This window comes from Novosphingobium aeonii, from assembly GCF_052279045.1.
GTDB lineage: Bacteria > Pseudomonadota > Alphaproteobacteria > Sphingomonadales > Sphingomonadaceae > Novosphingobium.
This window is the reverse complement of sequence record NZ_CP176834.1, coordinates 154,342-176,210: the sequence shown is the minus strand read 5'-3', so window position 1 is coordinate 176,210 and position 21,869 is coordinate 154,342. Positions and strand designations below refer to the sequence as shown.

The following is a 21,869-nucleotide window of genomic DNA, read 5'->3' as shown; positions in this document are numbered from 1 at the left end:
AGGGGCGCCTCAGCTATCCAGAAACTGGCGCATCGCCTCGATGGTCTCGGCCGGCGCGCTCATGTGCGGACAATGGCCGGTAGCCGCCATGATATGTAGCTGCGCATTGGGCATTCGCGCCGCCACATACTGCCCGACCTCTTCGGGGGCGACCATATCGCTCATCGTTTGGAGGACGAGGGTCCGGGTTTCGCATTTTGGTAAATCGGAGCGGTGGTCTGAAAGAAACGTCACGCGCGCGAAATGGGCCGCGATGCTGGGATCGGTGCGGCAGAAACTCTCGCCCAGATCAGAACCGAGCTCGGGCCTGTCGGGATTGCCCATGATGGCGCGGGATCCGTCACGCGCCCATCCGAGAAAGTTGCTGTCGATCACCTCAAGCAGTTCATCCAGGTCCTGGCGCGAAAATCCGCCCTTGTAGCCGGGCTCGTCGACATAGCAGGGCGAGGGACACACCATGATGAGGGAGGCGAAGCGATCCGGCTGCTCGATCGCGGCAAGCATACCCATCATCCCCGCGACCGAATGACCCGCAAAGATGACGTCGGAAAGGTCGAGTGCGTCCAGAACCTCCAGAATGTCGCGCTTGTAACCGTGCAGGCTGCTATATTTTTCTGGATCGAAGGCGGAACGGTCCGACTGGCCCGCGCCGACATGATCGAAGGCGACCGTCCGGTACTCGGTCGAAAAGGCGGGAATGACGTCCTTCCAGGCCTGTTGGTCGCACCCGAAGCCATGGGCAAATACAATTGTGCGGCGGCCGCTGCCAGAGACGGTCACATTGTTTCGCTGAAGCACGCTCATTCGTTCCGCACCAACTCCGTCCGTTATTTCCGGTGGCTTACATCTTCGTACATGCGCGGCGCGGGTGCAAGAACTTGCGAGCCTTAGCCGCCGCGACCGGTCTGGTCCGTGGACGAATGGTTGGCCTGCGCGACCCATTCTCCTATAGCGGGCACGCGGATCGCCCGTACATGATCGGGCGTTAACCTCCCCAGGGGTATTTGCATGCAGTCTGCTGGCCACAATGCCCGATCCTGAGACCTTGCGCCGCAGCCGCGCAGCACCTGATGATCTGGATTGTCTGGTGATCGGAGGTGGGCCCGCGGGCCTCACGGCGGCGATCTATCTCGCCCGCTTCCATTTGCGGGTCGCGATCGCCGACGCGGGCGCCAGCCGGGCCGGCCTCATCCCCCTCACCCGTAATCACGCCGGCTTTCCCGAGGGTATTGCCGGGGCGGACCTCCTTGCTCGCATGCGCGAGCAGGCTCTTCGCTATGGCGCGACGCTCGCCCAGACCTCGATCGCGCGGCTGGAGCGGGCCGGAGACGATTTCGTGGCCCATGGCGAAAGGAACGCGTTCAGGAGCCGGACCGTGCTGCTGGCCACCGGCGTTTCGAACCATCGGCCCCCAATGGATGAGGTGATGCACGCCCGGGCGCTCGAGCAGGGACTGCTGCGTTACTGTCCGATCTGCGACGGCTTTGAAGTGACCGATCGGCGCGTCTGCGTTCTGGGGACTGGCGAGCGCGGGGTGAAGGAGGCGATCTTCCTGCGCAGCTACTCACGCGACCTGTCTCTGATCGCGCCGGCCGGCGCGCATGATCTGTCCGACGAGCAGAGAATGGCGCTGCGCGACGCCGGAATCGCGCTCGTGGACGGGCCCTGCGCCAGCTTCGCGATCGGGGAGAACGCCATCGAGGTCGCGACGCCCGCCGGCACGCAGACTTTCGCGAGCCTCTATCCTGCGCTTGGATCGACAATCCATTCTGAGCTGGCGGTCGATCTCGGCGCCAAAGCAACGGACGATGGCTGCCTGGTGGTGGACAGCCACCAGCGCACCAGCGTGCCGGGCCTCTATGCGGCCGGCGACGTCGTCCTGGGGCTCGACCAGATCAGCCATGCAATGGGCGAAGGGGGAGTCGCAGCGACCACCATTCGCAACGACCTTGCGGAGCGCTCGCCGCTTCGCCGATAACCCCTGACCGTTCTTTGAGGGGACGGGCCCCTTTCAGCCGTCCTTGCCGCCCGAAATGACCGTGAACGGTGCCCCCTCGATGCCGCAGTTGCGGATCGCCTCCACGAACCCTTCCGTCATGGATCCCTCATAGCCCGGGACCAGATGGCCGCATTCCTCAACAAGATCGCCAAGGCTATCGGGACTATGGCGGCCCGACAGGAGCGCATCGCGGGCGAAGGCGCCCTGCAGCCGGATGAGATCGCGCCTGAGGTCCTGGACCACCGTGGCCAAAGCGTCGAGATCTTCCTGGGCCATGCACCGCTATAGCGCTTTACCGTAGCATTCGACAGCGTAATAACATTTCTCTCGTCCGGGCCGCAGCCGTCCGGGGCGGGGAACACCGCGATGAAGAACGAACATGTCGATACCGATCTTGGGCAGTACCATGCTGCCAAGGCTCTGCTCGCGCTCGCTCAGGCTGAAGACCGTGCCGCCGCTGCTGCTGCTTCGCCCGGTGAGCGCGCGCGCCATGCCGCGGCCTGCTGGATGGCGCTTCAGGAAATGTGGCGCCTCCTCTTCGGCCTGCTTGCCAAAGAGACGCTTCACTGACCATATATCGAGCGACCCCTCCTGCAGACTTTCCTCGCCTCGCATTGTGGCGAGACGCCGCGGGACGGGCGGCCATCGTCAGGGGAGCAAGCGGACCGAGCTTTCGTGGAAGGAGAGCCAGCGCGCCCCCAGCGTTTCCGCGCTCGAACCGGTCCCCGCCATTCCGGCATAGCCCGCGCCGACGATCGCGGCCAGGAACAGAAATGTCTTCATGCCGGCTTTTCTTCCGCCGAAACCTTGCCGCGCAGCGCTACGATATGATCGCGTAGCGGTTCGTAGAGCGGCCAGTCGAAGGATAATCCCGCCTCGTCGCCGGCGACCCAGCGTACTGTCGCAGGAATACCATCCAGGCCTTCCAGGCGAAGGGTTACCATTTGTGCGGGAGCGACCCGCTGACCCCTGGTCACCAGGCAGCAGCCGCCCCGCGACAGGTTGGAGACGTGCCCGGCGATCTTGCTGCGGAATGTTCGGCAGACGGCCGTGGCCGCAATCGCCTCACGCGGAAACTGTCTTTCATCGCTCTTGCCGGCCGCATGGTTCACATGTCGCCCCCCCGTACGGCCATGTCTGCGCCAGCTGTGTAAAGGATCGGTGAAGGGCGCCCTTTCCGCGCAGAATTGGCCTTGTCGGGCGGTCAGGACGCGGCGGCGACTTCGACGGTCTGGCTGTTCAGGACGGCGCGGCCATAAGCGGTGAGGAACGCGACGTCGGCTGCATCCCGGCCCACGCCGATCTTGGCCATTGCGGCTTCCTGCGCCATGCCGGTTGCATCGACCAGATGCCATTCGCCGCCCAGGAACACTTCCGCCACCGCGTGAAAATCCTGGGGCTCGACGCCGAGCGCATAGACGCTGGCGATACGCGCCGGGATACCCGCGGCCCGCACCAGGGTGATCAGAACATGGGCATAGTCGCGGCAGATACCCTGCCGGCGAATGAAGGTGTCGGCGGCGGTCGTGTCCGACGTACTGGCGCCCGGCACATAGCTGAGGTGGCCATGGACCCAATCGCGCATGGCGATGACTTTCTGGCCGCCCTCCAGACTATCGAATTCAGCGCAGACGAAGGACTGGAACTGGTCGGACGGACAATAGCGCGAGGGCATCAGATATTGCACGGTTTCGCCCGGCAGCTGGTGGGGCGGGATCGCTGGCAGCGCCAGGCAATCGTCGAGGATCCGGTTGATCGAAACCGTCGCATGGTAGTCGACGCGCAGCTCGCTGCCGACGCGCACCCAGATCCGCTCCCCGATCATATCGTGCGCCGCGACACGCGCGAAATGATCCGTCTCCGACAGGTCGATGTGCGCTTCCTCGATCGATTGCTCGGGGATCGCCGCGGCTTCGAGCTGCAGGAGGACGTCTGTCGGCCGGTCGAACCGATAGTCGAGCTGGGCATGAATGGCGATCTTCATCAGGATCCTTTGCGTAGCAAGGCGCAGCCCTGCACGACGCGCGGGATGGCTCTCACGAAACACGCCCTTGCTTCCTACGTTCCTGCCGGCGCACCGCGCCGGTCGCGAAAACGTCGCCCCTTCGTTTCTGGTGCGCAGCGCCTATCTCTGGGGCCATGTTGAAAAGCTTGATGGTAGCGGCCCGGGACCGGGAGCGTCTTGGTGAGGTCACCGGGGTCCTGGCGCGCTATGGCCTCGACACGGCGATCGACCGGCTCGGCCTGGGCGCCAAAGATCTTCTTGCGGGCGAGGCAGCGGCGCTGCCCGCACGCACGCGCCTGGCGCTGGAGGAATTGGGTCCCACCTTCGTCAAGCTCGGACAAATTCTCGCCACGCGCAGCGATCTTCTTCCTCCCGACTGGATCACCGAATTGGAGCGGCTTCACAGCCAGGCGGCGACGCTCCCGTTCGAAATGGTGCGGCCCGCCATCGAGGAGGCTTTGGGAGAACCTGTCGGCAAGGCGTTCGCCGCGTTCGATCCCGAGCCGCTGGCCGCCGCTTCGATGGCGCAGGTCCACCGCGCCCACCTGCACGATGGTCGCGCCATCGTCCTCAAGGTCCGGCGGCCCGGCATCCGTCCCCGCATGGAAGCGGATCTGCGCCTCATCGCCCAGTTCGCGGCGGTACTCGAGCGGGCCAGTGCGGAAATCCGGCGCTTTGCGCCCACCGCGCTCGTCCAACAGCTCGCTTCCGCAATCCTGGAAGAACTCGACTTCACCAACGAGGCCCGCAATGCCGACCGCTTGCGCGCCGACCTCGTCGGCAACGCGCAGGTCGTCATTCCCGGGATCCACTGGGAATGGACGTCGGAAACGCTCCTCGCCATGGATTATGTCGAAGGGGTCGCGCCGCGCTCGGCAGAGGCCCTCGTCCAGGCGGACATCGATCCCCACGCGATCGCATCGCTCGGCGCCCAGGTCGTGCTCGACATGGTCCTTCTCACCGGGCGGTTCCATGCCGATCCCCACCCCGGCAATCTCCTGTGCTTGCCCGGAAACCGCCTCGCCTTGCTGGATCTAGGCCTCATCGGCCATGTCAGCCCCCGGCGCCGGGAAGAGCTTTTGCGCTTCGTCCAGGCCATCAATATCGGGGATCCGCAGGCCCTGGCGGAGACGCTCACCCTGTGGTCCGCCGGTGAGAGCCCGCCTCGCGAGCGGCTCCTTCTGGCGGCCGAACAGCTTGTCGCCCGCCATGGCGGCACGCGCCTGGTGCTCGCCACCCTGGTCAACGATTTTTTCGCGCTCATGCGGCAGGAGCGGCTGACCGTCCCGCCCGACCTGCTCCTCATCTTCAAGGCACTGGTGACGCTCGATGGCGTCCTCGCCAACATCGCCCCCGGCTTCGACCTGACCCTTGCCCTGCGGCAGGCTGCAGTGCGCATCGTTGCCTCGCGCCTCGATCCTGCTGCCTGGACCCCGGTACTCCAAGGTCTGCTGCTTGAGATCACAAGGATCGGGCAGGATGGCCCGCGGCTGCTGAGGCTGATCATCGAGCGGCTGGAGCGCGATCAATTCATCCCTCCGCAGCGTGGGGGCACGGAGATCGCCGCGGCCGGGCGGTGGATCGCGGGCGCCATTGTCGCAGGATCCCTCATCCTCGCGGCCGCTCTGATGCTTTTCTAAGGCGCCCCTGATGGAGGCTTGCCGCTCCGCGGCTGCCTTTTCAGGCGGCCGAGACGCGGTCCTCAATCACGCGGAGCAATTCGCGATGGTCGACCGGCTTCGAGAGAAAGACAGCATCGTCGGGCAACGCGCCTTGCTCGGGCCGAACGGCGCCTGAGGAAACGATAAGGGCGATGGGAGGATAGGCATCGCGAATATAGCGCGCCAGGCGCAAGCCATCCATCGATCCGGGCATCTGGATATCGGTGACGACAATCCGGATCGAGGGCAGCGCCTGCAGGACTTCAAGAGCTTCGGCGGCGTTGGAAGCCTCCTCGACCGCATATCCCTCGCCCTCCAGGAGATCGACAAGGATCATCCGGAGCACCGGCTCGTCATCGACAACCAAAACATGTTGCCTATCGGCCATCATGCAATCCTCGGTAATACAGCAACACATATGCCCCGTTTCCCTATGAACGGCGGCAGGGGGCCATGGTTCACAGACGAGGCGGCAAAAGCGCAGAATTCTTTCTGATTTTCGACGAACTGTGACGCTTGCGCCCGCGCCTATGGACGAGCGTCCTCGGCGGCGGCGATCACTGGATCGCGTGGCCCGTCAGGAAAGCCTCGGCGCAACGTATCTGTTTGACGACCTCGTCCAGGGACAAGCCAAGCCGTGTCGCCACCGTTCCGATGGCCAGTCCATTATGGCGATGCAGGCAGTAGACGCGGCTGGTGAGATGCGGGAGCAAGCTGATCAGGTCCCAATCATCGGGCGCAACCTGGGACTGTCCCGGCTGCGGCATGAGGCGGTCGATCGCGATATGGACGTGCATCGCCGCATCCTCGTTGACGCCGTCGACCAGGGCCAGCGCGCGCTCCAGCAGGCGCAGCGCTTCGTCGACCCTGCATTCCCGGTCGGCCTCGTCCATGGCCCGCTCCCTTCTTTTCTGTTTCCGGCTCCGTGCTTGCCTGTGTCCACGCCGTCAGCCGAGCTGGGCCGCATGGCGGGCTTCTGCGAGATCAAGCTCCCGAATGAGCTTGCGCGCAAGCTCGCTGCCGAGTTCCCGTTTGCGGACCATGCGAAAGATCTGGCTCCGTTCCGCTTTGAGCGCGGCGATGCGCAGGCGCCGCTCGATCGCCTCCCCTCGCCGCATCTCGGCATTTTCCTCGCGTGTCCCCACCCGGCTTTCGATCCGCTCGCGGTAACCGTCCATGATCCGCGCCGCAGCTGACACAAAAAGATCGGCATCCGCGCGGCCCTCGGCCAGTTCGTGCTGGACCTCCTCGATCCGGGCAATAGCCGCTTCAGCCGCTTTGACGCGCGCGGCATCTTCGGCGCTCTGCTGGTCATGCTCGGGCGGCATGAGCAGGCCCCGCAGCAGGACGGGAAGGCCAAGGCTCGCGACGAGGAGCGAGACTATGATGACGCCCATCGCCAGGAAAATGGCGAGGTCCCGCCCCGGGAAGGGTGACCCATCGCTGAGCACGAGCGGGAGCGTGAGCACGCCCGCAAGCGTGATAGCGCCGCGCACGCCGGCAAAGGACATCGCTGCGACTATGCGCCAGTTCGGGGTCGATTGTCCGTCGCCCTGCCGGAAGAAGCTCAAGCGGAACGACAGCCAGACCCAAAGGAAGCGCAAGGCGGCCAGTCCAAGATTGATCGCAAGCACATAGACCCCGAGCCACCAGGGTTCATGGTGACCGGTAAGGCGCACCGTCTCCGCCGCGCCTGCGAGAATGGCCGGGAGCTGTTCACCGAGCAGGACGAAGATGACGCCATTGGCGGTGAACTGGATGACGTCCCACACCGTGTTGCGGCGGATGCGCGTCGAGGCGGCAAGTTCGCCGCTTCCTTCTACGAAACCCATCGTAAGGCCTGCGGCCACCGCGGCCAGGATGCCCGAACAGTGCAGATGTTCGGCAACCAGATAGGAGCCGAAAGGCAGGAGCAGGCTGATGAGGATCTGCGCCCCGCCCTCCTCGCCATAGCGCCGCGATACCCAGTTCTTGGCGTGCGAGACGAGCCAGGTGAGGCCCGCACCGACGGCCAGCCCGCCCAGCGCGACCCACACGAAGTTGATGGCGGCCTGGTGGAGCGAAAAGGCGCCGGTCAGCGTGGCTGCGATGGCAAAGCGCAGGCAGACGAGGCCCGAGGCGTCGTTGAGCAGCGATTCCCCTTCCAGGATATGCATCATCCGCTTGGGAATGGGGACACGCTGCGCAATCGCCGAAACGGCGATTGGGTCCGTGGGCGAGACGACCGCCGCGAGCGCGAAGGCGACGGCAAGCGGCATGGCCGGGATCATCCAGTGGATGAAGAAGCCCATCCCCACGACCGTCGCCACCACGAGGCCCAGGGCCAGTTCGACGATCGTCTTGCCGTCCTTGAACAGTTCCTCGCGCGGGATGCGCCAGCCATCCAGGAAGAGCAGCGGCGGCAGGAAGAGGAGGAAGAAGATCTCGGGATCGAGCGTGACCCGCCAGTCCGCGGCCAGCCCGATGAGCGCGCCAAGTCCAATCTGAAACAGCGGCCGGGGCAAGGGCAGGGGCAGCATTCGGGACAAAATACCGCTCAGGATCACCGCGAGCAGCAAAAGCAGGACGATCGAGATGACTTCCAACAGGTTTCCTCTATCTTGGCGTCAGGCCGGCTCAGCGCTTGCGGACGAATTCGGCGCGCAGAACGAGGCCCTTGATGCCCTCGTAGCGGCAATCGATTTCCTGGGCGTCGCCGGTCAAGCGAATGGACTTGATGAGCGTGCCGCGCTTGAGCGTCTGGTTGGCGCCCTTGACGGTAAGGTCCTTGATCAAGGTGACGCTGTCGCCATCGGCAAGGACATTGCCCACGGCATCGCGCACTTCGACCGCATCGCCCGGGTCTACCGCGCGGGCCTTCGCATCCTGCGGGCTGATCCATTCGCCGGATGCTTCGTCATACACATAATCGTCCGAACTGCTCATCATCATCCCTTGGGTCACTGCGGCGGCGTCGCGCCGGCCTCTTCCTGGTCGTACAACAGCGATGGCACGGTGCCGGCGGAGCGACCGGACTTCGTCTCGCGCAGGCGCACGCCGCGTCCCACCCCGCTGCTCGGCGCGTTCTCGCCGAGCAGTTCAATGCCAGCGCTTTCAAGCGCGCCGATCACTTTTACCAAGGTGTCGACCACGCCGCGAACTTGCCCCTCCGAGGCTTCCATGCGCTGGATGGTCGGCAGCGAAAGCTGCGCGAGCTGGGCGAGTTGGCGCTGGTCAATCCCGAGAAGGGCGCGAGCCGCACGCATCTGTTGCGAAGTGATCATGCACCCTCATGACGTATGAAACATTAAATTGCAATCTTATCAATCACAGGTCATGTGTGATAAGGCTTGAGAAACCGACTCTCAAGGATCGACCATTGGCCTCCCAAGACTCTCCCATCGCTTTCGCGCCTGACGCTGCCAGCACGCTGCATCGCAATCTGGGCACTGCGCCCCTGATCGAGCATGCGCTGCGCCGGGAAGAGGGCGTGCTTTCGCGCGACGGGGCCTTCGTCGTCGCGACGGGCAAGCATACGGGTCGTTCGGCGCAGGACAAGTTCATCGTCCAGGACGCCGAGACCGAGGCGGCGATCTGGTGGGGCAAGACCAATGTCGCCATGTCGCCCGAGCATTTCGCGGCGCTCAAGCAAGACTTCCTGGACGCGCTGGGCGCCAAGGACACCGTCTTTCTTCAGGATCTCTTCGGGGGCTCGCAGAGCGAGCATCGCATTGCGGTACGGGTCTACACCGAGCTCGCCTGGCACAGTCTTTTTGTTCGGACCCTGCTGGTTCGTCCCAGCACCGATGAGCTCGCGACGTTCGTGCCTGAATATACGATCATCGACCTGCCGAGCTTCCGGGCCGATCCTGAACGCCATGGCTGCCGAAGCGAAACCGTGATCGCGGTCAATTTCGCGCAGAAGCTCATTCTGATCGGCGGTACGGCCTATGCCGGCGAGATGAAGAAGTCCGTCTTCAGTCTCCTCAATTACCTGCTGCCCGAAAAGGGCGTGATGCCGATGCATTGCTCGGCCAACATTGGCCCTGAGGGCGACACAGCCGTTTTCTTCGGCCTTTCGGGGACCGGCAAGACGACCTTGTCGGCCGATGCGAGCCGCACGCTGATCGGCGACGACGAGCATGGCTGGTCGGACAGCGCCATCTTCAACTTCGAGGGCGGCTGCTATGCCAAGGTGATCCGTCTGTCGGCCGAGGCGGAGCCCGAGATCTACGCCACCACCCGCCGCTTCGGCACGATCCTCGAAAATGTGGTGATCGATCCCGAAACGCGGATCATCGACCTGGATGATGACAGTCTCGCCGAAAACAGCCGGGCCTCCTATCCGATCGAATTCATTCCCAACGCGTCGGCCGACAATCTCGGGCCTGTTCCTCGCAACATCATCTTCCTGACAGCCGATGCCTACGGCGTCCTGCCTCCAATCGCGCGGCTGACGCCCGAGCAGGCCATGTATCATTTCCTCTCGGGCTACACGGCGCGCGTGGCAGGCACCGAGATCGGCGTGACCGAACCCACCGCAACCTTTTCCACCTGCTTCGGCGCGCCGTTCATGCCGCGTCATCCGTCCGTCTACGGCAATCTGCTCAAGGATCGCATCGCGCGAGGTGACGTCAAATGCTGGCTCGTCAATACGGGCTGGACCGGCGGGAGCTTCGGCACCGGAAAACGCATGCCCATCAAGGTGACCCGTGCTCTTCTCAATGCCGCGCTCGACGGCAATCTCGACGGCGTCACCTGCCGGATCGACCCGATATTTCGGTTTCAGGTTCCCGTCGCCGCGCCCGATGTCGACGACACCATCCTCGATCCGCGCGAAACATGGGCGGACAAGGCTGCCTATGACGCAACCGCGGCCAAGCTGGCCCGCCTGTTCGCCGAGAATTTCGTGCAGTTCGAGGATGCCGTCGATCTCTCTGTCCGCAATGCCGGGCCGCGCGTCGAACTTCGCGCCGCCGACGCTTGATCACCAACGTCTCGATAAGGGAACGGCCTTCCAGCCTGCTTGTGCTATGACAAGGACCATGACCACCGCGATTCCCCACGCTTTCGAGATCGGCATCGATCCCTCCGACATCGACTTCATGGGTCATGTCAACAATGCCAGCTACCTCAAATGGGTACAGGATGCCGTACTCGATCACTGGCGCTCGCTCGCACCCAGGGAGGCCGTCGCGGCCCATCTCTGGGTCGCGCTCAAGCATGAGATCACCTATCGGCGTCCGACCTTTCTCGACGACCGCGTCATCGCCACGGTCCTGCTGGAAAAGGTTCAGGGCGCCCGCGCCTTCTACGATACGGTGATCCGTCGAGGCGAAGAGGTGCTCGCCGAAGTGAAGTCGAGCTGGTGCTGCATCGATGCGGCCACCCTGCGTCCCGCCCGCCTGGCGCGGGAGGTGATCCAGCACTTTTTCACCGCCGATCCCCCTGGCGCTTCAGCTTGAACATAGCTGCCCACCAGCCCGTCTGGGGGCATCCGAACCGAATAATGAGCTTCCGGCACGCCTGTTCGTCGGAGCGCGATCTGGAGTTTACGAAACACAAACGGGGGGCCACGACGGTGCGACTCACATCAAGCGGGGGTGTAGAGCGTGCCTGAGGCTCCGTTTCCGCCTTTGCTCGCCGAGGTCCAGTTTCGCGCGGCAGCCCAGGCTCTGCCCGGCCATGTCTGGACCGCGACGCCCGCCGGCGCCGCCGATTGGTTCAATGACCCGCTCTTGTCCTATACCGGACGCACATCGGACGATCTGCTCGGGGACAAGTGGCTCTCGATCGTCCATCCCAATGATCGCGCGGGCGCGGCGCAATGCTGGAAGCAGGCGCTCGGCTCCGGCGCGGTCTATGATGCCGAGTTTCGCATTCAGCGCCACGACGGCGCCTGGATTTGGCACCAGGTGCGCGGCACCCCGATCCGCGATGCGGACGGCGCCATTGAGCGATGGGTCGGGAGCACGATAGACTGCAACCAGCAAAAGCTCATTGAGCTTGCGGCCGATCGCGACAGGCTATGGTCGCTCTCACGCGACCTGATGCTGGTATGCACCTTCGACGGTGTGATCACGGCCATCAACCCGAGCGCCACCACCATGCTGGGATGGAGCGAGGATGAGATGGTCGGACGGCCGCTTGCCGAGTTCATTCATCCTCAGGACGTCGCGGCGACCGCCGCCCAGGTCGCAAAGCTGGCGCGCGGGACAGATACCCTGTCGTTCGAGAACCGTTACCGGGCGCGGAGCGGTGACTATCACCTTCTGGCCTGGACGGCGGTCCCCGCCGCCGACCGTATCCACGCGGTCGGCCGCGACGTGACCGCCGAACGGGAGGTTGTGCGCGACCGGGAGAGGATCTGGGCACTCTCGCCCGTGCTCAAGCTCGTCACCGATCGGCAAGGCATCATCGTCGACGTCAATCCGACCTGGACGAAAGTGCTGGGCTGGACGCGAGAGGAAGCCGTCGGCAAGTGCAGCGCCGAGTTCATCGTGGGCGACGACATGGCATGGGCCAAGCAGATCGACAGGCTGGCCTCCGGGATCCCGCTCGAGGAATATCGCACTGTCCTCTTTGCCCGCGACGGTGCCAATCGCCTGATCCAGTGGACGACCGTTCCGGATGCCGGGAAATTCTATGGCTTCGGCCGTGACATAACGGCCGAAGTCGAAGGCGCGAAAGCGCTGGGCGAAGCCGAAGAAGCCCTGCGCCAGGCGCAGAAAATGGAAGCGGTCGGACAGTTGACCGGCGGCATCGCCCATGACTTCAACAATCTGCTGCAAGGCATCAGCGGCAGTCTCGACATCATGCGGCGCAGGATTGCCCAGAACCGACTGGGTGACATGGACCGCCTGATCACAATGGCGTCCGACGCTTCGGCCCGCGCTGCGGCGCTGACCCATCGCCTGCTCGCCTTCTCCCGTCGTCAGCCCCTCGATCCCAAGCCAGTCGCGATCAACAGCCTTATCCACTCACTCGAAGACATGGTTCGCCGCACGCTCGATGCGGGCATCTCGCTGCGTCTCTCGCTGGCGTCCGATCTGTGGACCGCGAAATGCGATCCCAACCAACTCGAAAATGCGCTGCTCAATCTCGTGATCAACGCGCGAGATGCGATGCCCGCCGGCGGAACGCTGACCATCGCGACCCGCAACGTGAGCTTCGAGGCCCCCCTGTCCGAACAGGGCGCAAAGCCCGGGCGATATGTCGGATTGGCGGTTACCGACACCGGGGTCGGCATGGACGCGGAAACCGTCCGGCGCGCCTTTGAACCGTTTTTCACCACCAAGGCCATGGGCCAGGGCACGGGTCTCGGCCTCTCCATGGTCTACGGCTTTGCAAGGCAATCCGAAGGCCATGCCGCCATCGACAGCGCCCCGGGCGACGGAACGACATTCCACCTCTATCTCCCCTATCATGCCGCCGCGCTCGAACCGGAGACGGCGCCCGATGGACCCTGCCTGACAGCTGTCGCGGAAGTGGGCGAAGTGGTGCTCGTGGTGGAAGATGAAGCGATCGTGCGGACTTTGGTGGTCGATCAGCTTAGAGAGCTGGGCTATCATGTGCTCCAGGCAGCGGATGGACCCGAAGGCGTGGACATCCTCAACTCGTCGCAGGTCATCAACCTGCTTCTCACCGACATAGGGCTTCCCGGGATGAACGGGCGCCTGGTCGCCCAAGCGGGCCGGACCTGCCGCCCCGATCTCCCGATCCTGTTCATGACGGGCTATGCGGAGACGGCGACGCAGGCCGCCGGCTTTCTCGAGCCAGGCATGGGTCTGATCACCAAGCCTTTTGAAATGGAGGTGCTCGCCCAGCGGGTGCGCGAAACGATGACCCAGGCGCCCTTGCGCGCCGAGGCGCCAAGTGGTCCCGCGAAGGCGCCAATCTGAGCCCACCTGCGACAAGTTAACCGGAATTTAGCCGCGCACGGGGCAAGTCTCGCGGGGAGGTATCATGAAGCGCCGGATTGCCATCGATCAGATTGAAGCTGGAATGTATCTGGTCGGATTCGAAGGCTTTTGGCTCCTCCACCCCTTCTGGCGCACAAAATTTGTGCTGACCCAGGCCGATATCAGCGAAATCCGGGCGTCGGGCGTGAAGGCCGTCTTCATCGACGACGAGAAAGGCGCCGCTCCGATCTGCGTCACCGCGCCAACGCCCTCCGCCCCTCTCACGCCGCCGCCCGCCCCCGCGAAACGGATGGAAGCCGCGCGTCACTGGCGCTCCTTCCCCGCGCCTTCGCCCTCGCCCCGACGGCTAATTGTCGATGTCGACGAGGTACAGCGCGCCACCGAAGCGATCCAACGGTCGAAGCGGGTGATCATGCGGATGTTCGGCGAGGCGCGCATGGGCAAGGCGGTGGCGCTACGCGACGTCGAACCCATCGTCGATGAGATCGCGGAATCGGTGATCCGGGATGCTGCAGCCATGATCAAGGTGACCCGCCTTAAGCGCAAGAACGAGTATACCTATCTCCATTCGGTCGCGGTCTGCGCGCTGATGATCAATCTTGGCCGTCAACTTGGACTGGCGGAAAGCCTGACGCGCGACCTGGGCATAGCCGGCCTGATGCATGACATCGGCAAGATGTCCGTTCCGGGCACTGTCCTCGACAAGCCGGGCTCGCTGAACAGTGACGAATTCGAGATCATCCGCGCGCATCCGCAAAAAGGGCACGAGCTGCTGCTGATGACCGAGGGCATCTCACCCATCGCCCTCGATGTCTGTCTGCACCATCACGAACGCGTCGACGGCACCGGCTACCCGTTCGGCCTGACCGCGGAGCAGCTCTCGCTTCATGCACGCATGGGCGCGGTGTGCGACGTCTATGATGCGGTGACCTCCCGGCGCCCCTACAAGGACCCTTGGACGCCGTCCGATGCCTTGGCGAAAATGCTCGAATGGGAGGGCCATTTCGATCCCGACGTGCTCGATGCCTTCATCTCCAGCATCGGCATCTATCCCGTGGGCACGCTCGTGCGCCTGCGCACCAATCGGCTCGGGATCGTCGTCGCCGGCAACGCCCGCGAACCGACCATGCCGGCCGTGCGCGCTTTCTTCTCAACGACGGAGCGCGAGTTCCTGCCGCCCGAAATCGTGATTTGCTCGGCGACCCTGAAAGGCGATGCCGCGATCGGTATCGAAAACGGCGAGGCCTGGTTTGGTCCGCGATGGCCGGTCATCCAGGCGTTCGTGCTCGATAACCGCATGCCGACGGCTGATCTGAACGGGGCCGGCCAAGCCATCATCGCTTCGCCAGGCATGGACCATCGGCGCTTCGCAGCGAGAAATTGATCGTTCTGGGCGACAACCGCCGCCACTGATGCCGACGGCGTCCTCATCGCCAAATCCCGACGCAAATGTCTGAAGCGCAGGTCTGGGGTCTGGGAGTGCCTGCCCTCTATAAGCCGCCCAGATTTCGGCGAGTTTGCGTGACGGTTCGGGCTCAAGCGTCTAGAGAAGGACCAGAGAATGCCATGCGGCATCCGCCAGCATGGCCCGGGGGCAAAGACATGACCGATACTGCTACGCGCGTTGCAAACCTGGTTGCCCAACAACTGGGTGTCGATCCCGACAAGGTAAGGCCGGAATCCCGCTTCATGGAGGATTTGGGTGCTGACAGCCTGGATGTGGTCGAACTCGTCATGGCGATCGAGGAAGGCTTCGACGTCCAGATTCCGGACGATGATGCCGAGAAGATTGCAACGGTAAAGGATGCTGTTCTCTATATCGAAGCCGCGATGGTCTGAGGCACCTGCCACGCCACGCTCGGGATCGATGCGGCGGCCCAAGTTTCGACGTGGGCCGCCGCACGCTTCCTTATGGCTTTACGCCGCTACCGCCTCTGTCCCAAGGTCTTTGGGCGCCTGTCGTGAAGCGCGCAGGCGCCAGGCGAGGCTCATTAGCAGACCGCCCCCGAGCAGAGCCCAGGCACCGATAAGCCATGCGACGGACAGGATCGAGGCGATCGGCTGCAGATAGAGCAGCACCAATATCGCGACGCCTAGCCCGACGGTGATCGTGCCGGAAAGGGCGAGGAGCACTTCCCCGCGGATTTCCTTGCGCAGCCGAACCGCCGCGACGATCTCGAGCAAGCCGACCGCTATCGCCCAGGCAGCAACCAGAACCAGTGTCGCCAACGCGTAGCTGACGGTGAACTCCAACGGCAAGGCCACAAAGAGGCCGGCTGCTACGAGCCCGAGCACGCCGCGCAGGACCAAGGCGATCCACCGGTCCTCCTTGTGCGCGGCGCCCTGTATCCCGGCAATCAGCGAGGCGATGCCGTCGACGCCGGCAAAAGCGGCAAACAGCATCGTGAAGGCAAAGAGTGCGCCCGCAGGGAAAAGCAGCGCCGCTATGCCCAGCGCCAGAGCCAGGACACCGCGAACCATCATCCACTTCCAGTTTTGCGCCACCAGCGGGACGCTACGCCAGAGCGAGGTATCGAGCATGCCGTCCTCCTTTACTCGCGCCGCTGACCCATGAAGGTCAGCAGCAACTGGAACAGGTTGATCAGGTTGAGATAGAGCGAGAGTGCGCCAACGATGGCGAGTTTGCTTGCCTCTTCCTGCCCGGCATAGGCGTAATACTCGTTCCTGAGACGCTGCGTATCCCAGGCCGTCAGGCCGGTGAACACCACGATGCCCGCGATCGAAAACAGCATCTGAAGCGTCGAGGATCCCAGAAACAGATTGACGATGCTGGCCGCCACGACAGCGAGCAGACCCACCATCAGGATCGGGGCCCAACGCGACAGGTCAGCGCCGGTGGTATAGCCCCAGAGGCTCATCGCCGCGAACACCGCCGCGGCCGTAAAGAAGGCAAGCGCAATGCTCTCGCCCGTGAACATCAGGAAGATGCTGGCCATCGAGATGCCCATGACGCCGGCGAAGACGAAATAGGCTGTCCGGGCCATGGCGGCCGACATCTGGTGTAGGCCGAACGATAGCAGAAGTACGAAGGCCAGAGGCGCAAAGATCGCCACCCACTTTAGCGGCGTGCCGAAGATGGGCTCGTACAAGGCCGGCGTGGACGCGATGCCAAACGCGACCAGACCAGTAAGGGCAAGACCAAGCGCCATGTTGCGATAGATGCCGATCATGTGGTTTCGCAGGCCGGCATCGAAGCCCCGGTCGATGGGGCTTGCCCTGCGCTGCGAAGGCATCGTCCGATTGAACAATGAATCCATAGCTCTCTCCATCGATGAAGACGACAGATCGCGCTGGCGCAGCGAGAGGCTTATAGCGAACCGCAACACCGAGCACGCCCGGTGTGCCGGCCTGTCGTTCAGCGCGACAAGCCCGGCCCACGATCCGAAAAATGTGTTTCGGTTTCCGTGGATTCAAGACCTGTGCCCTGCCTCTATCCGGCCGCATAAAGGACGCCCGCGAGCGACACGCAAAACACGGACAGCCACATGAAAATCTGGCTGAAAACGTGCATGACGATGCCGACCCAGCTGTAGTGCCTCCTGAGCACGGCGGCCGATCCAACGGCAACGAAAAAGACGATTAGTGCCGACGCGGACGGTGTAGGATCACGTGGGAGCGTTTCGTCGAACAGCGGCAGCAGCCCTAACGCTGAAACGAGGAACCACGAAAACATAAATGCGAGGTTGCTCGACAGGTCTAGGTCCGCATGCTTAGGATTTTCGGCGGACTCTCTCTTCTGGAACATTAGATTGCCCGCCCGCAGGCTTGTGAAGAAATCCAAATTCCAGTAAGGAATTGGCTCATATTTGCAGCGGAGGTTGCGGATTTTGTATGTTCGACCTGGACACGTATAATCAGACGAAGGACCTCTCCGGCGGACCGATCGTCACTGTGAAGTACGACGATCCCGTGCGGTACATCGAGGCGGCGACTGATGAGCGCGGCAACGTGTCCAAGGCGGGAATGGTTGCATATTTGATCGCTTACGCAGTCGCGGCTGGTGCGCTCGCATATTGGTTTTGGATGTAAGCTCATTTCCTTAGATCGGGGTCAAGAAAGAACCCTTTGTCCTGGCCTTCGCCAACCTCCGATTGAATGCGCACATTGCCTTGCACATTAGCATGTCGCCCGGCCTGAGCTGCGCGGCGGTCTCCATCGAGCGCGGCTTTACCTGACGAAATTATGGCTCCGGCTGCGCCCGGATCGCCTAGATTAGGCCCGGCCGGAATCCCGCCAGCACCATGCGGATGATAGGTCGCCCTGACATCGGCTGCGGAGGACACGCCGGTGCGGTGCACATCAACGAGATCAGGCTCGTTCAGGCTTCCACGGATTTCCTCGTAGATCGCTTCACGCTTCTCCGACATCCACCGCTGGACCATCTCATCCCGGACACTGCGCTGATGCTCGGAAAGGTCTGTCGCCCAGATTTCGGGAGCATCCAGACCAGGATTTGCCGCTTGTTGCGCACGGTACCAGTTCGCGAGGTCCTGACTGAGGTTTGTGCTGAGTTGCATGCCATGGTTTTCGGCCCAACTGGCGTCGCGAGACAGCTGCTGCGACAATTCCTCCAGCTTGCGCGCGGACTCCTGATATGAGCGCGCGCGGGAGAGAGCGTCCTCAGTGCTCACCGAAGCCGACGACGTCTGCGAGGCGCGACTGAACACCCCGCTCCGGCTGTAGGTGCCATCCGAAGAACTTGCGCCGGTACCGTTCGAATGTTCGTCGCGTACCCCACTGGAAGCAGTGTTGGAGCTATCGCTGGAATTGGTTTGTCCCGTGGAATGCTGCAGCTGATCTTGTTGGGATCCGCTCTTACCTACGCTTCCTTCAATTCCTGGCAGCAAGCCGGACGCCCGGCGCCCACCTCCGCCTGGACCTGCGGCTGCCGGACCTCCCATACCGGTGGTTATCCTACCGCCCACTTGGTCAGACGTTATTGCACTTCGATCGTGAGTGTCACTGACCCGCTGCGATTGCCCGATCGAAGATCTGTCTTCCAGACCCTGAGAACTGCTTCCTGTTCTCCGGTCGAACTGTTCGATCGAAGTGTTGGCTTGCCGACCGCTGCTCGAATCCCATCCCGACGACCGTTCGGTCGAGGTTCCGAATGCACTGCGGTTGGTATGAGTCGAAGTCAGAATGTCGTTTGCGGCGTTTTCATAGGCCTGCGATTGACGGTGCGCCTCGTTCGCCATTTCGCGCCATTCGGCGACGGCGCCCGACGACATCGTTGGCGTAAACGCCAGGCGTGAAATAGCGCCGCCCGTGTCAAAGACCTCTTGCCCGTTGCCGAAGCCATTGATCAGCGCACCATTGTCCTGGCGCCAACTTGTCATCGGCGCGCCGCCCATATAGCTCGGCGCCTTGGTCCATTGGTCGCTCTGCTGCATGTTGGACGTCGAATTCGCCCAGCTGAGATTCCCATAGGAATAATTGCCCGTCGTCTGTTCGAGGGCAGCGGCTTCGGCGGCGTTCTGTGCGGGCGCGAGCATGGACATGGACTGGCCGGCGATAGACATCGCGCCGCGTGCCAGTCCGGCCGCGAGGAACGGGACGGACATCAGCATGAACCCCGCGATCGTCGCAGTCTCACCGTTCACGGCACCGATGCCTGCGAAAGTGCCGAGCGTAACGCCGCCCGATGCGATCCCGCTCGCCGCGGTCTCGGCGCGCGTCATGCAGATCATATGCAGGATCACGTAAAGCGGGCCCCAGGCAGCCAGGTAGAAGAAGCCGACAGCGTAGCCCTTGAGCGCGCTCAGCCCGGTTTGCGGCATGAGGAAGAGCGGGAAGATGACCGGGAACATCGCGAAGAACACGACCGTCAGAACAACGTTGAGGATAGGCACCCAGGCCATCGCCTGTTGCGCAATCGAATTGTAGGTGTTGCGGGCCTGTACGTCGGCACGGGTCTGCGCGAACGTGTCGATCGCCGCCGCCCCCGTGCCACCCGCCATAGAGTTGCGCGCCTGCATGAATGCGTTGATCGCAGTGTTCTGCCGCATATAGTCGGCGTAGCTGCTTCCCGACCCCGTGAAAGCCTGGTTCACAATAGGAACATCATGCTTCAGCTTGTCGGCGGCAAGCGCGTTGCTGAGCTTGGGGTAGACCTCTTTCGCCCAGATCGGGGTATTGGCCTCGATCATGTTCGCCCACTGACCCGAAAGACCGTCATAGGCCTGGCGGCACGTCACGATATAGCTCGTGACCGCGCCGCTGCCGTCCTTTTCCAGCCATTCCTGGGAGCGCGCTTCCGAACCCGGGCCAATGGCGGCCCACAGATCCTGCGCCTTCGACAGCTCGGTCAGCGATTTCTGGTTCAGCATCACGTCGCCGAACACACAGTTCTTGAAATGCTTCTCGAGATTGGTCGCAAACTCGGCGTCGCGGATCACGAAGTTGCGCGTCGCATCGAACAGCCTCGCGCCATAAACCATGCCATTGGTCGTGTAATTAAGCTCGCCGGGCATCACGAACACGGTCTCGGCGGTGCGTGTCATCCAGTCGCCGATCTGCGTGGTGAAGCTGGCCAGCACGCCCAGCCCCAACGGCACATTGTCTATCGTCGCCGGCGCGAGCGACGGATTTACCCGGTCTGTTACCTTGATGTCGACGGTCGGCACCATGAGGCACAGATAGATCGCCGTGGCCTGGAGGAACCAGTTCATCCACGCTTTGTAGTTGAGCGTGAAGGCCACAACGAGAAGCGAGTAGATGAGGCCCATGACCATCACGACCCGGAGTAGAGCGCGATAGCCCCCGCCCCCCGACCAGGCCGCTACAGCATTGAAGGTGTTGACCAGATATTCGCCGCCACCGACCGTGAAGACCTCTAGCATCGCCTGTTCCCCGGCTTCAGTTCAGCCCCTGCGAGCTCAGCCCGCGCGAGAAGTTCAGCGCCGAAGCCATGCCCGGCGTCATCGAATTCTGCAGGGTGGACTCGAGCATCATGCTGCGGTTGATGAGCTGCATCGTGACCTGCAGCTTGTTGTTGAGCTTGACGTCGCGCTGCGCGTATTTGGCCCGAGCCGCGGCGATCTGCGCCTTCCACTGGGCCGCGGTAGCCTGGTCGAAGGTCTGGTAGTGGACTTGGCTTTGCTCGACCCGGTCCATCATATTGTCGAGCATAGCGGTGAGCAGGTCGACCGCGACGATCTCCGACATTGCCTGGATCTCGCCGGGCGACAGCGAGTAATGCGCATAAGCCTGGACGCTCAGGATCTTGAAGATCGGCACCGTCGCGATGTTCAGAAGCTGCTTTTCCGCGGCATCGAGAGGCGTGTCGCTGCGGATCTTGTCGTTCATCGACTGGATCAGCGCTTCGATCCGGGGGCGCAACGCGGACGATGCTGGCACCGACAGCGTCTGCTCGCCGACCTCGTAGCAGTTCTCGTCATTGCATTTGAGGAGCTTCACCGGCGGCGCATCGGCCGTACCATCCAGGAGCGCGGTTACCACGGCGTCTTCGGCCGGGCCGATCATCACGACCTTGCCGCCGACACTCGGATCGTCCGACGGCTTCGTGATTACCGTGCCCACCAGGGTCATGATGAATTCGGAGAAGCTCTGGTCGAATGCTCCAAACTTCCCTGCCTTCTTCAAGGCCTCCCAGGTATAGTTATGCGGCTCGCCGACAAGTTGGTCCTTCATCGACGCATCGCTGTTTCCGGCGATCGTGTTATCGCGCTGGTTGCCATTGTTGCAGCCCTGCCGTGAGGCGGCCCAGTCCGAGAATATGCCCTGGCTGTTGCCGATGGCTTCGCAGATGGTCGAGCGGGTGGTGTCCATCTGCGGCCAGATGCCGCCAACCAGCGCCTGGGCGGTCTCGCAGCTCGAGATGTTCATCTGGTTGAGGAGCTGCGCCTTCTGGCTGAACTCGTCCATCACCTTGCCGATTTCAGGAGAGACGGAATCGATCGCGAGCTTGAAGGCAAAGCCGAGCGCGTTGTTGGCGGTGGCCTTGAGCATCGCCACGATCTCGGAGGCGTTGATGAAGGAGAAGGACCCCGAAAAGAGGTCGATGCCGCCGCAGCCCGCCCTGGCGCTGGGCAACTGCAGGTTGAACGGCGACACCGACTTTTGCGGGAAGCGCGTCCAGACATTGCCCATCGAATAGTAGCCGGCCGACTGGCCCTGGAAGGCGCTGGGGCCCGTCACATTGGCCGCACCGCCCGCGTCGTTGAAGAAGCTGTTCATCTGGCCCGCGACATCGGCATGGGCAACGCCCACCAGCGCGAAATGCGATGCCGCCAATATGGCGGCGCCGTGACAGAGGCGCC

General features: G+C 63.2%; 24 protein-coding genes. 9 read left to right on the top strand and 15 right to left on the bottom strand.

Going from position 1 to position 21,869, the window contains the following annotated elements:
- Positions 1-9: 9 nt before the first annotated feature.
- A complete protein-coding gene (locus tag ACLIMP_RS25620) occupies positions 10-804 on the bottom strand; it encodes an alpha/beta fold hydrolase (RefSeq protein ID WP_443478942.1) in 795 nt (264 codons plus the stop codon).
- A 223-nt stretch (positions 805-1,027) separates the two neighbouring features.
- Here ACLIMP_RS25620 and ACLIMP_RS25615 point away from each other — a divergent pair, with 223 nt between their 5' ends.
- Positions 1,028-1,978 carry an NAD(P)/FAD-dependent oxidoreductase gene (locus ACLIMP_RS25615; protein ID WP_443478941.1) on the top strand — a complete coding sequence of 317 codons (951 nt, stop codon included), beginning with the start codon at positions 1,028-1,030 and terminating at the stop codon, positions 1,976-1,978.
- Positions 1,979-2,011: 33 nt separating this feature from the next.
- On the opposite strand, the gene ACLIMP_RS25610 is transcribed toward ACLIMP_RS25615, so the two are convergent.
- Positions 2,012-2,275, bottom strand: a complete 264-nt coding sequence (locus ACLIMP_RS25610) for a hypothetical protein (protein WP_036528746.1) — start codon at positions 2,273-2,275, stop codon at positions 2,012-2,014.
- A 90-nt stretch (positions 2,276-2,365) separates the two neighbouring features.
- On the opposite strand from ACLIMP_RS25610, the gene ACLIMP_RS25605 reads away from it, so the two are divergent.
- On the top strand, positions 2,366-2,569 hold the full coding sequence (locus ACLIMP_RS25605) for a hypothetical protein (RefSeq protein ID WP_443478940.1): 204 nt from the start codon (positions 2,366-2,368) through the stop codon (positions 2,567-2,569).
- A 78-nt stretch (positions 2,570-2,647) separates the two neighbouring features.
- Here ACLIMP_RS25605 and ACLIMP_RS25600 read toward each other — a convergent pair whose 3' ends face one another.
- The 3 genes from ACLIMP_RS25600 to ACLIMP_RS25590 all read right to left on the bottom strand — a co-directional run bounded on the left by ACLIMP_RS25600 (position 2,648) and on the right by ACLIMP_RS25590 (position 3,983).
- Positions 2,648-2,782: a hypothetical protein gene (locus ACLIMP_RS25600; protein WP_267904124.1), complete on the bottom strand. Its 135-nt coding sequence runs from the start codon at positions 2,780-2,782 to the stop codon at positions 2,648-2,650.
- On the bottom strand, positions 2,779-3,111 hold the full coding sequence (locus ACLIMP_RS25595; RefSeq protein ID WP_008829935.1) for a PilZ domain-containing protein: 333 nt from the start codon (positions 3,109-3,111) through the stop codon (positions 2,779-2,781). Before ACLIMP_RS25595 ends, ACLIMP_RS25600 begins: the two co-directional genes overlap by 4 nt.
- A gap of 92 nt (positions 3,112-3,203) precedes the next feature.
- Positions 3,204-3,983: a transglutaminase-like domain-containing protein gene (locus tag ACLIMP_RS25590; protein ID WP_443478939.1), complete on the bottom strand. Its 780-nt coding sequence runs from the start codon at positions 3,981-3,983 to the stop codon at positions 3,204-3,206.
- A gap of 155 nt (positions 3,984-4,138) precedes the next feature.
- Between ACLIMP_RS25590 and ACLIMP_RS25585 the strand changes: the two genes are divergently transcribed.
- Positions 4,139-5,644: an ABC1 kinase family protein gene (locus ACLIMP_RS25585; RefSeq protein WP_011950651.1), complete on the top strand. Its 1,506-nt coding sequence runs from the start codon at positions 4,139-4,141 to the stop codon at positions 5,642-5,644.
- A gap of 40 nt (positions 5,645-5,684) precedes the next feature.
- Here the strand turns inward: ACLIMP_RS25585 and ACLIMP_RS25580 are convergent, their stop codons facing one another.
- The 5 genes from ACLIMP_RS25580 to ACLIMP_RS25560 all read right to left on the bottom strand — a co-directional run bounded on the left by ACLIMP_RS25580 (position 5,685) and on the right by ACLIMP_RS25560 (position 8,928).
- On the bottom strand, positions 5,685-6,053 hold the full coding sequence (locus tag ACLIMP_RS25580; protein ID WP_008829938.1) for a response regulator: 369 nt from the start codon (positions 6,051-6,053) through the stop codon (positions 5,685-5,687).
- Between the two features lie 169 nt (positions 6,054-6,222).
- Complete coding sequence (locus ACLIMP_RS25575) at positions 6,223-6,558, bottom strand: hypothetical protein (protein WP_443478938.1); 336 nt, start codon at positions 6,556-6,558, stop codon at positions 6,223-6,225.
- 54 nt (positions 6,559-6,612) lie between these two features.
- Positions 6,613-8,250 (bottom strand): Na+/H+ antiporter, encoded by a 1,638-nt coding sequence (locus ACLIMP_RS25570; RefSeq protein ID WP_008829940.1) that lies wholly within the window; start codon positions 8,248-8,250, stop codon positions 6,613-6,615.
- A gap of 31 nt (positions 8,251-8,281) precedes the next feature.
- The gene (locus tag ACLIMP_RS25565; RefSeq protein ID WP_011950649.1) at positions 8,282-8,590 is read right to left on the bottom strand and encodes an alkylphosphonate utilization protein; all 309 of its coding nucleotides are present in this window, start codon (positions 8,588-8,590) and stop codon (positions 8,282-8,284) included.
- 14 nt (positions 8,591-8,604) lie between these two features.
- Positions 8,605-8,928, bottom strand: coding sequence for a helix-turn-helix domain-containing protein (locus tag ACLIMP_RS25560; protein WP_008829942.1), 324 nt, complete (start codon positions 8,926-8,928; stop codon positions 8,605-8,607).
- Positions 8,929-9,023: 95 nt separating this feature from the next.
- On the opposite strand from ACLIMP_RS25560, the gene ACLIMP_RS25555 reads away from it, so the two are divergent.
- The 5 genes from ACLIMP_RS25555 (at position 9,024) to acpP (ending at position 15,405) form a co-directional block, all read left to right on the top strand.
- Complete coding sequence (locus ACLIMP_RS25555) at positions 9,024-10,631, top strand: phosphoenolpyruvate carboxykinase (protein ID WP_148219006.1); 1,608 nt, start codon at positions 9,024-9,026, stop codon at positions 10,629-10,631.
- Between the two features lie 58 nt (positions 10,632-10,689).
- Entirely contained in the window at positions 10,690-11,109 is a 420-nt protein-coding gene (locus ACLIMP_RS25550) for an acyl-CoA thioesterase (RefSeq protein ID WP_008829944.1), read from the top strand.
- A 147-nt stretch (positions 11,110-11,256) separates the two neighbouring features.
- Positions 11,257-13,545, top strand: coding sequence for a hybrid sensor histidine kinase/response regulator (locus ACLIMP_RS25545; RefSeq protein WP_443478937.1), 2,289 nt, complete (start codon positions 11,257-11,259; stop codon positions 13,543-13,545).
- Positions 13,546-13,609: 64 nt separating this feature from the next.
- Positions 13,610-14,950 carry a cyclic di-GMP phosphodiesterase gene (locus ACLIMP_RS25540; RefSeq protein ID WP_443478936.1) on the top strand — a complete coding sequence of 447 codons (1,341 nt, stop codon included), beginning with the start codon at positions 13,610-13,612 and terminating at the stop codon, positions 14,948-14,950.
- 218 nt (positions 14,951-15,168) lie between these two features.
- Complete coding sequence (acpP, locus tag ACLIMP_RS25535; protein WP_443478935.1) at positions 15,169-15,405, top strand: acyl carrier protein; 237 nt, start codon at positions 15,169-15,171, stop codon at positions 15,403-15,405.
- Between the two features lie 78 nt (positions 15,406-15,483).
- On the opposite strand, the gene ACLIMP_RS25530 is transcribed toward acpP, so the two are convergent.
- The 3 genes from ACLIMP_RS25530 to ACLIMP_RS25520 form a co-directional block, all read right to left on the bottom strand.
- Entirely contained in the window at positions 15,484-16,107 is a 624-nt protein-coding gene (locus tag ACLIMP_RS25530) for an HdeD family acid-resistance protein (protein WP_443478934.1), read from the bottom strand.
- 11 nt (positions 16,108-16,118) lie between these two features.
- Positions 16,119-16,757: a Bax inhibitor-1/YccA family protein gene (locus tag ACLIMP_RS25525; protein ID WP_037519212.1), complete on the bottom strand. Its 639-nt coding sequence runs from the start codon at positions 16,755-16,757 to the stop codon at positions 16,119-16,121.
- A gap of 260 nt (positions 16,758-17,017) precedes the next feature.
- Positions 17,018-17,368: a hypothetical protein gene (locus ACLIMP_RS25520; RefSeq protein WP_443478933.1), complete on the bottom strand. Its 351-nt coding sequence runs from the start codon at positions 17,366-17,368 to the stop codon at positions 17,018-17,020.
- A gap of 50 nt (positions 17,369-17,418) precedes the next feature.
- Between ACLIMP_RS25520 and ACLIMP_RS25515 the strand changes: the two genes are divergently transcribed.
- Positions 17,419-17,616, top strand: coding sequence for a hypothetical protein (locus tag ACLIMP_RS25515; protein WP_313443403.1), 198 nt, complete (start codon positions 17,419-17,421; stop codon positions 17,614-17,616).
- Between the two features lie 2 nt (positions 17,617-17,618).
- Here ACLIMP_RS25515 and ACLIMP_RS25510 read toward each other — a convergent pair whose 3' ends face one another.
- Both ACLIMP_RS25510 and ACLIMP_RS25505 read right to left on the bottom strand, forming a co-directional pair.
- Positions 17,619-20,429 (bottom strand): conjugal transfer protein TraG N-terminal domain-containing protein, encoded by a 2,811-nt coding sequence (locus ACLIMP_RS25510; RefSeq protein ID WP_443478932.1) that lies wholly within the window; start codon positions 20,427-20,429, stop codon positions 17,619-17,621.
- Positions 20,430-20,445: 16 nt separating this feature from the next.
- Positions 20,446-21,846 (bottom strand): conjugal transfer protein TraH, encoded by a 1,401-nt coding sequence (locus tag ACLIMP_RS25505; protein WP_379481157.1) that lies wholly within the window; start codon positions 21,844-21,846, stop codon positions 20,446-20,448.
- Positions 21,847-21,869 lie beyond the last annotated feature (23 nt).

What these genes read in the sequence shown, in the direction of transcription:
- acpP (WP_443478935.1), top strand. Translation starts at nt 15,169, where the DNA reads ATGACCGATACTGCTACGCGCGTTGCAAACCTGGTTGCCCAACAACTG.
- ACLIMP_RS25510 (WP_443478932.1), bottom strand. Translation starts at nt 20,429, where the DNA reads ATGCTAGAGGTCTTCACGGTCGGTGGCGGCGAATATCTGGTCAACACC.
- ACLIMP_RS25575 (WP_443478938.1), bottom strand. Translation starts at nt 6,558, where the DNA reads ATGGACGAGGCCGACCGGGAATGCAGGGTCGACGAAGCGCTGCGCCTG.
- ACLIMP_RS25590 (WP_443478939.1), bottom strand. Translation starts at nt 3,983, where the DNA reads ATGAAGATCGCCATTCATGCCCAGCTCGACTATCGGTTCGACCGGCCG.
- ACLIMP_RS25580 (WP_008829938.1), bottom strand. Translation starts at nt 6,053, where the DNA reads ATGGCCGATAGGCAACATGTTTTGGTTGTCGATGACGAGCCGGTGCTC.
- ACLIMP_RS25525 (WP_037519212.1), bottom strand. Translation starts at nt 16,757, where the DNA reads ATGATCGGCATCTATCGCAACATGGCGCTTGGTCTTGCCCTTACTGGT.
- ACLIMP_RS25610 (WP_036528746.1), bottom strand. Translation starts at nt 2,275, where the DNA reads ATGGCCCAGGAAGATCTCGACGCTTTGGCCACGGTGGTCCAGGACCTC.
- ACLIMP_RS25530 (WP_443478934.1), bottom strand. Translation starts at nt 16,107, where the DNA reads ATGCTCGATACCTCGCTCTGGCGTAGCGTCCCGCTGGTGGCGCAAAAC.
- ACLIMP_RS25605 (WP_443478940.1), top strand. Translation starts at nt 2,366, where the DNA reads ATGAAGAACGAACATGTCGATACCGATCTTGGGCAGTACCATGCTGCC.
- ACLIMP_RS25540 (WP_443478936.1), top strand. Translation starts at nt 13,610, where the DNA reads ATGAAGCGCCGGATTGCCATCGATCAGATTGAAGCTGGAATGTATCTG.
- ACLIMP_RS25550 (WP_008829944.1), top strand. Translation starts at nt 10,690, where the DNA reads ATGACCACCGCGATTCCCCACGCTTTCGAGATCGGCATCGATCCCTCC.
- ACLIMP_RS25615 (WP_443478941.1), top strand. Translation starts at nt 1,028, where the DNA reads ATGCCCGATCCTGAGACCTTGCGCCGCAGCCGCGCAGCACCTGATGAT.
- ACLIMP_RS25620 (WP_443478942.1), bottom strand. Translation starts at nt 804, where the DNA reads ATGAGCGTGCTTCAGCGAAACAATGTGACCGTCTCTGGCAGCGGCCGC.
- ACLIMP_RS25560 (WP_008829942.1), bottom strand. Translation starts at nt 8,928, where the DNA reads ATGATCACTTCGCAACAGATGCGTGCGGCTCGCGCCCTTCTCGGGATT.
- ACLIMP_RS25585 (WP_011950651.1), top strand. Translation starts at nt 4,139, where the DNA reads ATGTTGAAAAGCTTGATGGTAGCGGCCCGGGACCGGGAGCGTCTTGGT.
- ACLIMP_RS25515 (WP_313443403.1), top strand. Translation starts at nt 17,419, where the DNA reads ATGTTCGACCTGGACACGTATAATCAGACGAAGGACCTCTCCGGCGGA.
- ACLIMP_RS25600 (WP_267904124.1), bottom strand. Translation starts at nt 2,782, where the DNA reads ATGAAGACATTTCTGTTCCTGGCCGCGATCGTCGGCGCGGGCTATGCC.
- ACLIMP_RS25565 (WP_011950649.1), bottom strand. Translation starts at nt 8,590, where the DNA reads ATGAGCAGTTCGGACGATTATGTGTATGACGAAGCATCCGGCGAATGG.